The following is a 12,265-nucleotide window of genomic DNA, read 5'->3' on the forward strand; positions in this document are numbered from 1 at the left end:
ATTATACCATAGAAAACAGGCTGTTTTTTCATTATCCTTCTTCTTGATGATATGGTATAATCATCAGTATGGCTAGAAAAATGATTGCAATTGATTTAGATGGGACGCTCCTGCACAGCGACAACACTATATCGGTTTACACTGCGGAAACAATCAGAAAGGTCACAGCCAGAGGACATCTGGTTATCATTGCTACAGGCCGGCCCTTTTCAATGGCCGCAGCCCACTATGACCACCTAGGGCTGACTACTCCTTTGATCAGTTTTAACGGCGCTCTGACACATATTCCCAATCAGAGATGGTCTCAAGAGCTCAGTGTTACTATTGATAAGCGCTATTTATTTGACGTATTAGAGCAAAAACAAGCCTTTGCGGCTGATTTTATCGCCAGTGAGTACCGAAAAAAATTTTATATCACAATGGATAATCCTGGAGCTATCAGACCGGAATTGTTCGGTGTGGAAAAAATTACCGATCAGATGCGGCTGGATCCTCTGAAGATTACACAAAATCCAAAAGGACTGCTCATGCAGACCAGGCATGAAGACAAGTATGCGCTGGCAAATGATATGCGGCGGTATTTTAATAATGAATTGGAAATCGATTCTTGGGGCGGACCGCTGAATATCTTAGAATTTTCTGCTAGAGGTGTCAACAAGGCTTTTGCTCTAAAACACCTTCTTTCCATCTATAAGCTGACTAGAGAAGAATTAATTGCTTTTGGAGACGAACACAATGATACAGAAATGCTGGCCCTTGCCCGAACTGGCTATGCTATGAAAAATGCTAATCCTATTCTTCTGCCCTATGCTGATGAACAGCTAACTCTAACCAATGAAGAAGATGGTGTGGCAAAAGAATTGGAAAAATTATTCCTATAAATAAAGTATTAAAAAGTATCGCAGCAGAATTTCAAGAAGCGGTACTTTTTAATTTTTGAGAACTTTCAAAAACGTTCATATAAAATCAGCTAAAATGCTTGAAAATGAAGGCTTTTTTTGCTTTTTGAAAATTTTTATCAAAATTCTATTGCTTTTTCATTGAAAACGTTTTACAATTAATATGTTCTTAAATTTCCCTAAACTAAAAAAGAATGGCCAGAATAAACTGCTCCCCTTTAAGAACTGGATTATATCCAAGGGAGTTCCTTTATTTTGGAAGGAGATTATTCTTTTTCATTTTAAGGAAAAAAACTATTTAAGGAGGAAGAACAAGAATGGGTATCGGTATTATCATTGCCAGCCACGGTAAATTTGCCGAAGGCATCCATCAGTCCGGTTCAATGATCTTTGGTGATCAGGACAAGGTCCAGACAGTCACTTTCATGCCAAGTGAAGGGCCGGATGACTTGTATGCACATTTCAAGGATGCTGTGGCACAATTTGACGCTGATGATGAAATCCTCGTACTGGCTGATCTTTGGAGCGGTTCACCGTTTAATCAAGCCAGCCGCGTGATGGAGGAAAATCCAGAACGCAAAATGGCTATCATCACCGGCCTCAGTTTGCCAATGCTTATTCAAGCCTACACAGAGCGGATGATGGACGCAAATGCTGGGGTTGAACAAGTTGCTGCCAATATCATAAAAGAGGCTAAGGATGGGGTCAAGGCTCTCCCAGAAGCACTTAATCCGGCAGAGGCCCCTGAAGCAGCTCCTGCTGCGCAGGAAACTGTTCAAGGCGCTATTCCTGAAGGAACCGTTATCGGTGACGGCAAGCTTAAAATCAATCTTGCCCGTGTCGATACACGTCTTCTGCACGGACAAGTTGCGACCAACTGGACACCGGCTTCAAAGGCAAACAGAATCATCGTGGCTTCGGATACTGTAGCACAGGATGAACTGCGCAAAGGCTTGATTAAGCAAGCAGCTCCCGGCGGCGTAAAAGCCAATGTTGTCCCAATTAAGAAATTAATTGAAGCGGCTAAGGATCCGCGCTTTGGCAATACGCATGCGCTTATCTTATTTGAAACACCGCAGGAAGCCCTAGAAGCGATTGAAGGCGGAGTGCCAATAACGGAACTGAATATCGGTTCAATGGCTCATTCAACCGGAAAAACTATGGTGAACAATGTCTTATCCATGGATAAAGATGATGTCGCCACATTTGAAAAATTGCGCGACCTAGGGGTCAGCTTTGATGTTCGTAAAGTGCCAAACGACTCACCAAAAGATTTGTTTGACCTAATCAGCAAAGCAAATGTCCAATAAGAGACTGGTCTTAATAAAAAAAGCTGGTCTTGTCCATTGAAAACTTTTCTATCAAACGAAAGGAACTAGAATAATGTCAGTTATTTCTATGATTTTAGTCGTTGTTGTTGCCTTCTTAGCAGGTCTTGAAGGTATCCTCGACCAATTCCAATTCCATCAACCGCTTGTTGCATGTACCCTCATCGGTCTTGTAACAGGGCACCTTGAAGCAGGTGTTATCCTTGGTGGTACTCTGCAAATGATCGCCCTTGGCTGGGCTAATATCGGGGCTGCTGTTGCTCCCGATGCTGCACTTGCTTCTGTCGCCTCTGCTATTATCATGGTTCAAGGTGGCGACTTCACCAGCAAAGGTATCAGTTTTGCTTATACAACAGCTATTCCTCTTGCCGTTGCAGGTCTTTTCCTTACCATGATTGTTCGTACAATCTCAGTTGGTTTGGTTCACGGTGCTGATGCGGCCGCTAAAGATGGAAACTTTGCTATTGTAGAACGCACTCACTTGATTGCTCTCCTCCTTCAAGGTCTTCGTATCGCTGTTCCTGCTGCACTCCTTCTTGCTGTACCAACATCAGTTGTACAAGGTATCTTGGAAGCTATGCCGGAATGGTTATCAGGCGGTATGGCTGTCGGTGGCGGTATGGTTGTTGCCGTAGGTTACGCTATGGTTATCAACATGATGGCTACTCGCGAAGTATGGCCATTCTTCGCCATTGGTTTTGCCCTTGCTGCACTGACCGATTTGACTCTGATCGCCATGGGTACAATCGGTGTCGCTCTTGCCTTTATCTATATCAACCTTTCTAAACAAGGTGGTAATAGCGGCGGAAATACTGGTGGGTCTGGCGACCCAATCGGTGACATCCTAGAGGATTACTAAGAGAAGGGAGAAAATCATCATGGCAGAAAAATTACAACTTTCAAAATCTGATCGCCAAAAAGTTTGGTGGCGTTCTACCTTCCTTCAAGGTTCTTGGAACTATGAACGGATGCAAAACCTGGGTTGGGCTTACTCACTTATCCCGGCTATCAAGAGACTTTACACTAAAAAAGAAGAACAGGCTGCTGCACTTGAACGTCACTTAGAGTTCTTTAATACTCATCCATACGTTGCAGCGCCGATTCTCGGGGTAACTTTGGCACTGGAAGAAGAACGTGCCAACGGTGCTGAGATTGACGATGCTGCTATCCAAGGGGTTAAAATCGGTATGATGGGACCTTTAGCTGGTATCGGTGATCCGGTTTTCTGGTTTACTGTTCGTCCGATTCTTGGAGCCCTTGGAGCATCACTGGCTATAGCTGGTAACGTTTTCGGACCAATCTTATTCTTTGTTCTTTGGAATCTAATCCGTATGGCCTTCTTGTGGTATGCTCAAGAGTTTGGTTATAAAGCCGGTTCTGAAATTACAAAAGACATGTCAGGCGGTATCCTGCAAGACATCACTAAAGGAGCTTCAATCCTCGGTATGTTCATTATCGCTGTGCTTGTTGAACGATGGGTAAACATCGCCTTTACTATTAATCTTCCTTCAAGAACACTGTCTGAAGGTGCCTATATTGTATTCCCTAAAGGAAATGTCACTGGTCAGCAATTACACGATATCCTTGAACAAGTGAACGAAGGTCTTGGTCTTAATCAAATGCAGGCCCAGTCACTTCAAGGACAATTAGATGCCTTAATCCCAGGATTGATGGGACTTCTCCTTACATTCCTTTGCATGTGGTTACTCAAGAAAAAAGTTTCGCCAATCACTATTATCCTCGCCTTATTCGTTGTTGGTATTGCAGCTCGTTTCTTCGGAATCATGTAATCTTAAAGTTAAAGAGGCTGGGACAAAAGTTCCTGCCTCTTTAATTTTTTTAGATGAATGCGTTTGACGCAGTGGTTGATTGGAAGTTCTTATCCCTTGTCGAGCAAGGGATAAGAACTTCCAATCAACTTGTGCGGAGGTGGGACAAGAAAATCGAAATCGGCATTTTATGACGATTTACCAATTTTTGTCCCACTCTCCTTTTTTTGATATAATAAATAAAACGGTTAAGGAGACAGCATGGCACAATCAATAAATACAAAAGTCGAACTAACTACTACTGGTGTGTCTTATCTCAGTATAGGAGGTAAAGTTGGCAAGTTCTTATTAGGAGACAAGGGGATTGAATTTTACAGTGATAAGAATGTTGAGGATTATATTCAGATTCCTTGGGCCAATATTTTATCCATAGGTGCTAATGTTACAGGCCGAAAAAATACCATTAGCCGCCACTTTGAAATCTTTACCGATAGGGGAAAATTCCTTTTTGCTTCTAAAGATTCAGGGAAAATTCTTAAAATCGCCAGAGAACATATTGGCAATGACAAGGTTGTTAAGCTGCCGACTTTGCTGCAAACTATTGGACAGTCTCTGAAAAACATATTTAAATCAAAAAAAACTGAGTGAAGCCAACCTAAATTTTAGTATAAAAATGAACCTTCAGACATACTGAGGTTCTTTATTTTTTCACAGAGCGGCTGACTTATACAACCTGCCTTCACTGTCCAAAAGGAAAAACCCGGTCTAGGCGATCCGTCAGCTTTTGTATTCTCAGAAATCGAAAGAGTTTTAAGCGAAAAAGTTCTACTAAAGCGGATATGGCAAAAATAAGAACTGCTGTTCCTAAAATCAGCAAGGGAAAGAGCACAATAGGGGCATCAACAAAAGAGATAAACACATCACGCATCCAAAAACGAACCATTAAGGGATTCAAATGAAAAAGGTAAACACCTAAGGTCGTTGGAGCAAATCGTCTGATAAAAGAAAAGAAGCGACTGTTGTCTTTGATCTCCAGATTGGCACAGAGAATAAACAGAGCGACCGAACCAGCCAGTAAGCTCGGAGAAGTGTACCAGTACCAAATATCACCAATTAAAAATTTCATTGTAAAAGTAACTAAAATGGAGAGGGTATAAGCCAATATTAAACGGCGTGTTTTAAACAGTTTTTTGAGATCAAGACGGCTGAGATATGCGCCGATTATATAGAGAACAATCAGCCAATTCATGCTAAAGCCTTTAGCAAAGGAAAATTCATCAACTTTAGTATTAAACAGAGCCGGCATAACTGAAAAGAAAAAAACAGCTACAAAAACAAGATGGCGTAAATCTTTATCGCTCAATTTTAAAAGAGACATATTCAGCAAGGGCATAAAAACAAGGAGCCCAAAATAGGCAGTGATATACCAATACTGACCGGTAATTACCGGAAAAAAAGCGCCTAGCCAGTCAGCAGCACTCAGCTTCTGTCCGGCTGCAGCAAAAATTAAAGTCAGACCAAGGGTATAAAAAAATACCTGAACCCACAAGGACAAACCTTTTGAGTAGCGGTAGGGAGACCTTAAGCCGACATAGCCGCTGATTAAAGCATAGCAGTTTACTGCCCCGTAGGCAGTGACTTGAATCAGCCAGGTCACCCAATAATAAATATCGATATCTCCCTGTACTTCATCTCGTATCCCGCCTTTCCCTAAAATATGGGTGATAATAATCATTAACATGGCAAAAATACGCAAAAAATCAATTCCTGCATTATAAGAGGAAGAGCTCAATTTTTTTAGCTTCATAATACCTCATTTTATCATAATCTGTTCTCTCTCGGTGTATCAATCTGCTTACAAATTTTAAGTTTACTTTTCAGCATTTTTTTTATATAATAGCAGCAACGGATAAGTAAGATTTTTTTCTTTTTCAGAAAGTCTGCGTTTGCTGTGAGCAGGCAGGAAAAAAATATGAAATTCTACCGTGTTAACAATTTAAAAAGAGTAAGTAAGTGCACAAAAGTTGTGAAGCTGGATGGAACCGCGCAGAAGCGCTCCAGCGATTCTCCTTTCTGTGTGCTTTTTTATCATTTTTTTAAAAAACTGGGCTCTGCCAAAGTTTAGGAAAGCAGAACAGACATTTTTCGGATTCTTATGTTATCCTTTTTACAATAAAGTACAGCGTTCGACCGGCTGTTTACTGTCTTTTGTCATTCAAAAAAGCGCAGACAAGTCAACTGTCTGGGGCTGTATTATCTGAATAATGTCAGCCTCAATAGTTTATTTCAGGAGGAAATCTATGTTAGATCTTAAACGTATTCGTACACATTTTGACGTTCTTGCTGCTGATTTAGCCAATCGCGGTGTTGAGGCAGAAATTCTGCAGGACCTCAAAGCCCTTGATGAAGAGCGGCGCAGCCTGCTTGTTCAAACAGAAACGGCCAAAGCTAAGCGTAATACAGCTTCTGCTGCTATTGCTCAAGCTAAGCGCCAAAAAGAAGACCCTGCACAGGCTATTGCAGATATGCAGAAATTAGCAGGAGATATAAAAAAACTGGATCATCAGTTAGCTGAAATTGAAGAAAAACTGCAATCTATCCTTTCAGGACTGCCTAATATCCCTGCCAAAGATGTTCCTGTCGGAACTGACGAAAGCGAAAATGTCGAAATTCGCCGCTGGGGACAGCCAAAAGATTTCACATTTGATATTAAAGCCCACTGGGATATTGGCGAGAAACTGGATATTCTTGACTGGGAAAGAGGCAGTAAAGTTACAGGTTCACGCTTTCTTTTTTACAAAGGGCTGGGTGCTCAGCTGGAGAGAGCAGTTTACAATTTCATGCTTGATGAACACGCCAAGGAAGGCTATACAGAAGTGATTCCGCCTTATATGGTTAACCATGAATCTATGTTTGGCACCGGACAATATCCGAAATTTAAGGAAGATACTTTCGAGCTGGCTGATACTGATTATGTCCTGATTCCTACTGCTGAAGTCCCCCTGACCAATTACTACCGAAACGAGATTCTCGATGGCAAAGAACTGCCCATTTATTTTACAGCCATGAGTCCTTCTTTTCGTTCGGAAGCTGGTTCGGCCGGCCGTGATACCCGCGGACTGATTCGGCTGCATCAATTTCATAAAGTTGAAATGGTCAAATTTTCTAAACCGGAGAATTCCTATGATGAACTGGAAAAAATGACTTCAAATGCAGAAAACATTCTCAAAAAACTAGAACTCCCTTACAGAGTTATCGTACTATGCACTGGAGATATGGGATTTTCGGCTGCCAAAACTTACGATTTGGAAGTTTGGCTGCCAGCACAGAACACTTACCGGGAAATTTCCAGCTGTTCCAATACGGAAGATTTCCAAGCCCGCAGAGCTCAGATTCGTTACCGTGATGAAGCTGACGGTAAAGTGAAACTGCTGCACACCCTCAATGGATCAGGACTTGCCGTTGGCCGGACTGTTGCAGCCATTTTGGAAAATTACCAAAATGAAGATGGTTCGGTAACCATCCCAGAAGTCCTCAGACCCTATATGGGAGGAAGGGAAAAGATTTGTGAAAAGCCCTAATCTGATGGCCGCTTTATCAATAAAAAGGATCTGAGACAGTAAGTCTCAGATTCCTTCAGGCCTGAAAAGGGCTTTTTGTTTTATCTGTAATGAAGATCTACTTTCAGCAAAACAGAGAAAGGGAGAAAAATATGAAAAAGCAGGCATTTAGCAAAACAGAAGACTATTTCCTATTCTCAGGAGCCTTTCTTGCCGGTATTCTGATATATATGATGGTTCGGATTGGCTATTTGTATTTCAGTCTCCAACTGGATTTGACAGATTCCTTGCACCGAACGGTTGAACAACATAGCAGTTTACTGATGGTCATAGACGAATCACTCATGCTATCGACTATTCTTTTGGGAAGCTCTTTTTACAGTGCCCGCAGACTATATTTTCAAAATAAAAAAAATCTGACTGGACTTCTGGTGACAAGCTTTGCACTGATGTTAACAGCATGGCTCCTAATCGTATTAAAAACCGGCAGGATTATTTATCCTGTTAATGGCTTAGCTGTTGCCACAGGCGACAGCCTCCAAATGGTTTTGTCTGAAATTTATGCAAGCTGGCATTTATGCGACATTTTACTAGGGCTCTTTATGATTTCCTGGTCCGGATTATTATCCCGCTCCTTTTGGAAATACAGCGGGCTGGCTATTGGATTGATGCAAATATTCTGTACTTATTTCGACCAAAGCTCAAAACCCCTTCCCTTATTGACGGCGATCATCTTATCAACAATTTGGCTGCTAAAACAATGGCGACATTTAAGCCACAAAATAACATTGAACAGCGTGAAAAAATAATAATCTTAAAAAATCAGGCTAAGCAAAGATTCAGGCATCTAATAAGAGACAAAGAAAAACCATTTTAGCAGAAAACAGATCTATTCTTCAAAAGCAGTCCTAGACACTCTTACTTCTCTCATAATAAGGCAGTAAAACTTTGAATGCCTGATTTAGTTGCTCAGTCAGATCGGCTAAAGTCGTCTCTTTGGTAATCGGAAAATCATATTTAACTAAAGCTTTGCGAATGTTCCCTTCTTTAATTTGTTTTTTCAAATATCTGCGGTTTTCTTCAGTTCCAGCCAAGCGGTAAGTTTTATTTTTCTCTTGGACCAAATAATAAAGCGGGGGTGTGATGGGAAGTTCTAAGACGCGATGCTGTTTAGACAGTGTTTGTTCAGATTTTAGCCGCTCGATAAAACTCACTTCAGCTGACAGCCCAAAGTCATCTTTTTGCCCATACAGACGAATGGCAAAGCCAACATCATCCGGCTTATCCTCCGGAGCTTTGTAATAGCACCAAAAATGAGGACGGGCGATTTGTGCCTGACTGGCCCAATTGCTGACCCGGCCCATTTCCCAAGGAATCAATTTAAGACTCAATGCTTCAGCAATTTCAGAAAAACTTTTTCTGGCAGACTGCCCAGCTTCTTTTAAGGCCAGCATCTCTTCAGCCAATGACCCGGCCTTTTCGGGTTTGATATATTTTGCTCCTTGAAAAGCAAGGTAGCGGTTGATTTCCTGATACATTGTCTTCTCCCTTTCTTAAAAGTTCCTCATAATAAAACCAAGCAGGCAGCAAAAGCAGATATCGTTTTTAGAGCACTATTGACTAAAAAATTAGTATTTAAAAAATAGGGCAGACATGCCCTATTTTCCTATTGTAAAGCAAACTAATACTTTCTGAAACGCTGATAGCGTTTTTCAAGTAAGTCTGCGGTCGGCAGCTGACACAGTTTTTCCAATTCTGTGATAAGGTCGGTTTTAATGCGCTCAATAATTTCGCTGGAAAAATACCCATGTTCGGGGATAATTTGGTCAACCACCCCCATCTTCAGCAACTCCCCTGCTGTAATTTTCATCAATTCAGCTGCCTCAGTAGCTCGGCTTCCGTCTTTCCAAAGGATCGACGCAAAACCTTCCGGACTCAGTACTGCATAAATTGTATGCTCCAGCATCCAGACTTGATCAGCCACCGCAAGGGCCAGAGCTCCACCGGAACCGCCTTCCCCAATAATGATAGCAATAATCGGGACCTGCAAATCACTCATTTCCAGAAGGTTTTTAGCAATCGCTTCACCCTGGCCTCGCTCTTCAGCACCTACACCGGGATAAGCACCGGCTGTATTGATAAAGGTAATGATCGGCCGGCCGAACTTTTCTGCCTGCTTCATCAGCCGCAAAGCCTTTCGGTAGCCTTCTGGATTAGGCTGGCCAAAATTCCGCTTCAAATTATCCTGCAGATTTTTTCCTTTCTGAATGCCTATAACCGTTACTGGACGGCCATCCAAGCGAGCAAGCCCGCCAACAACAGCACCATCATCCGCAAAATGCCGATCCCCATGCAATTCCATGAAATCATCAAAAATGCTTTCCGCATAATCAAGGGCTGTCAGCCGCCCTTGATTGCGCGCCTCTTTTAAAATTCTAGCGACATCGCTCATCTGCTACCTCCATGGAATTCCAGTAATTTTGCAATGGTTTCTGGCAGCTCTGTTCGTTTCACAATAGCATCAACAAAACCATGTTCCAATAAAAACTCTGCTTTTTGAAAATCATCGGGCAGACTTTCCCTGACAGTGGTCTCGATTACGCGCCGTCCGGCAAATCCTACTAACGCTTGAGGCTCAGCCAGAATAATATCACCTTCCATGGCAAAGCTTGCGGTCACACCTCCGGTAGTAGGATCTGTCAGAACAGTCAAATAAAACAAACCAGCATTGGCATGACGCTGAACGGCTGCAGACACTTTAGCCATCTGCATAAGACTCATAATACCTTCCTGCATGCGGGCACCGCCAGAAGCTGTAAAAATCACAACCGGCAGTTTCTCATCGAGCGCCCATTCAAAAAGCCGGGTTATTTTTTCACCTACTACCGTCCCCATGCTAGCCATGATAAAATTTGAATCCATAACAGCAAGTGCGGCTGGCTGGCCTTTAATCACAGCCCGGCCTGTCAAAACGGCTTCATCTAGGCCGGTTTTTTCTCTGGCTTGTGCCAATTTCTCCTCATAATCAGGAAATTTTAAGGGATTTTTTGTCTGGATTCCTGTAAACATTTCCTCAAAAGATCCATCATCTACTGTGATAGCCAGCCGTTCCTGAGCTGAAATCCGAAAATTGTAGGAACAAGACGGACAAATTTTAGCAGGCCCCAAATCTTTTTGGTAGATCATATGCTTACAGGCCGGGCATTTGGCAAAGAGCTCATCAGGAACTTCCGGAGCGTCCCTTGGCGTCTCTCCCTTTACAGAATGATTAGGATTTATCCTAATATATTTATCTTTTTTACTAAATAAAGCCATGAAACCGCCCTCCTATTAATCCTTTTTATGATAATTTGGCAGGAATGTTTCCATCAGGAAAGACGTATCATAATCTCCTGCAATAACATGGCTGTCAGAAATCAAATCCAATTGAAAGTCCGTATTGGTCACAACACCTTCAATCTCTAATTCATACAGGGCACGCTGCATCTTCATAAGCGCATCAAAGCGGTTTTCCCCGTGAACAATGACTTTAGCAATCATACTGTCATAGTAGGGAGGAATAGTGTAGCCGGGGTAAACAGCAGAATCAACGCGCAGGCCGACACCGCCGCCAGGCAGGTAAAGGTCTGTAATTTTGCCGGGACTGGGAGCAAAATTAAAATCAGGATTTTCAGCATTGATTCGGCACTCGATAGCATGCCCCTCAATTGTAATCTCCTCCTGTTTATAGGACAGAGCTTCCCCGGAAGCAATTTTAATTTGCTCTTTAATAATATCAATTCCTGTTACAAACTCAGTCACAGGGTGTTCAACCTGGACACGGGTATTCATCTCCATAAAAAAGAATTGACCGGATTTTTCATCTAAAAGAAATTCGATTGTCCCGGCACTTTCATAGGCAACAGCCTGCGCTGCACGGACGGCAGCCTCTCCCATTTTCTGCCGAAGCGTAGGTCCGATAGCGACTGAGGGACTTTCTTCCAGCACTTTTTGGTTATTCCTCTGCAAAGAGCAGTCTCTCTCCCCCAAATGCACAATATGTCCGAAACTGTCCCCTAAAATCTGTACTTCAATATGACGGGCCGGATAAATTACTTTTTCGATATACATCGCACCGTTTCCGAAAGCAGCCAAAGCTTCCTGAGAGGCTGCTTCAAAGGCAGGAACAAGGTCTTCTTTTTTGTTCACTTTGCGAATACCCTTGCCGCCTCCGCCTGCCGAAGCTTTCAGCATTACCGGATAGCCAACACTGTCAGCAATCTCAAGAGCTTCCTCTGCGGTGACTACTTCACCGGAAGAACCAGGGATAACAGGAACATCAGCCTTAATCATCTCGGCACGCGCATTAATCTTATCTCCCATTTTCTCCATTATGGAGCCTGCAGGACCGATAAATTTAATGTTCATTTCTTCGCACATGGTTGCAAATTTGGCATTCTCACTTAAAAAACCAAATCCCGGATGGATAGCCTCTGCCCCAGAAACAATAGCTGCTGATAAAACAGAGTTCATATTGAGATAAGAGTCTGTTGATTTAGCCGGACCGATGCAAATCGCTTCGTCAGCCAAGTTAGTGTGGAGAGCCTCCCTGTCTGCCTCTGAATAGACGGCAACTGTTGTAATCCCAAGCTCACGCGCCGCACGAATAATACGTACTGCAATTTCGCCACGATTGGCAATTAACATTTTCTTAAACATAGTGGCTGCAT

At 42.5% G+C, this 12,265-nt stretch carries 12 protein-coding genes; 7 read left to right on the forward strand and 5 right to left on the reverse strand.

Features of this window, described 5'->3' with window-relative positions:
* The first annotated feature begins 68 nt into the window (after positions 1 to 68).
* The 5 genes from A0O21_RS07395 (at position 69) to A0O21_RS07415 (ending at position 4,644) form a co-directional block, all read left to right on the forward strand.
* Entirely contained in the window at positions 69 to 881 is an 813-nt protein-coding gene (locus tag A0O21_RS07395; RefSeq protein ID WP_067063698.1) for a Cof-type HAD-IIB family hydrolase, read from the forward strand.
* A gap of 335 nt (positions 882 to 1,216) precedes the next feature.
* Complete coding sequence (locus A0O21_RS07400) at positions 1,217 to 2,209, forward strand: PTS sugar transporter subunit IIB (RefSeq protein ID WP_067063702.1); 993 nt, start codon at positions 1,217 to 1,219, stop codon at positions 2,207 to 2,209.
* Between the two features lie 73 nt (positions 2,210 to 2,282).
* On the forward strand, positions 2,283 to 3,086 hold the full coding sequence (locus tag A0O21_RS07405) for a PTS mannose/fructose/sorbose transporter subunit IIC (protein ID WP_067063707.1): 804 nt from the start codon (positions 2,283 to 2,285) through the stop codon (positions 3,084 to 3,086).
* 19 nt (positions 3,087 to 3,105) lie between these two features.
* Entirely contained in the window at positions 3,106 to 4,017 is a 912-nt protein-coding gene (locus tag A0O21_RS07410) for a PTS system mannose/fructose/sorbose family transporter subunit IID (RefSeq protein ID WP_067063711.1), read from the forward strand.
* A gap of 240 nt (positions 4,018 to 4,257) precedes the next feature.
* Positions 4,258 to 4,644: a DUF956 family protein gene (locus A0O21_RS07415; RefSeq protein ID WP_067063715.1), complete on the forward strand. Its 387-nt coding sequence runs from the start codon at positions 4,258 to 4,260 to the stop codon at positions 4,642 to 4,644.
* 91 nt (positions 4,645 to 4,735) lie between these two features.
* On the opposite strand, the gene A0O21_RS07420 is transcribed toward A0O21_RS07415, so the two are convergent.
* Positions 4,736 to 5,803 carry an acyltransferase gene (locus tag A0O21_RS07420; protein WP_067063718.1) on the reverse strand — a complete coding sequence of 356 codons (1,068 nt, stop codon included), beginning with the start codon at positions 5,801 to 5,803 and terminating at the stop codon, positions 4,736 to 4,738.
* 493 nt (positions 5,804 to 6,296) lie between these two features.
* On the opposite strand from A0O21_RS07420, the gene serS reads away from it, so the two are divergent.
* Positions 6,297 to 7,577, forward strand: coding sequence for a serine--tRNA ligase (gene serS, locus A0O21_RS07430; RefSeq protein WP_067063725.1), 1,281 nt, complete (start codon positions 6,297 to 6,299; stop codon positions 7,575 to 7,577).
* Positions 7,578 to 7,708: 131 nt separating this feature from the next.
* The gene (locus A0O21_RS07435) at positions 7,709 to 8,365 is read left to right on the forward strand and encodes a hypothetical protein (RefSeq protein WP_067063728.1); all 657 of its coding nucleotides are present in this window, start codon (positions 7,709 to 7,711) and stop codon (positions 8,363 to 8,365) included.
* A gap of 99 nt (positions 8,366 to 8,464) precedes the next feature.
* On the opposite strand, the gene A0O21_RS07440 is transcribed toward A0O21_RS07435, so the two are convergent.
* From A0O21_RS07440 to A0O21_RS07455, 4 genes are all read right to left on the reverse strand, one after another.
* On the reverse strand, positions 8,465 to 9,094 hold the full coding sequence (locus A0O21_RS07440) for a ribonuclease P (RefSeq protein WP_067063732.1): 630 nt from the start codon (positions 9,092 to 9,094) through the stop codon (positions 8,465 to 8,467).
* A gap of 143 nt (positions 9,095 to 9,237) precedes the next feature.
* The gene (locus A0O21_RS07445; protein ID WP_067063735.1) at positions 9,238 to 10,008 is read right to left on the reverse strand and encodes an acetyl-CoA carboxylase carboxyl transferase subunit alpha; all 771 of its coding nucleotides are present in this window, start codon (positions 10,006 to 10,008) and stop codon (positions 9,238 to 9,240) included.
* Positions 10,005 to 10,871 (reverse strand): acetyl-CoA carboxylase, carboxyltransferase subunit beta, encoded by an 867-nt coding sequence (gene accD, locus A0O21_RS07450; protein WP_067063739.1) that lies wholly within the window; start codon positions 10,869 to 10,871, stop codon positions 10,005 to 10,007. Before accD ends, A0O21_RS07445 begins: the two co-directional genes overlap by 4 nt.
* Before the next feature lie 15 nt (positions 10,872 to 10,886).
* Entirely contained in the window at positions 10,887 to 12,254 is a 1,368-nt protein-coding gene (locus A0O21_RS07455) for an acetyl-CoA carboxylase biotin carboxylase subunit (RefSeq protein ID WP_067063743.1), read from the reverse strand.
* Positions 12,255 to 12,265 lie beyond the last annotated feature (11 nt).

The organism is Streptococcus pantholopis (genome assembly GCF_001642085.1).
Taxonomy (GTDB): domain Bacteria; phylum Bacillota; class Bacilli; order Lactobacillales; family Streptococcaceae; genus Streptococcus; species Streptococcus pantholopis.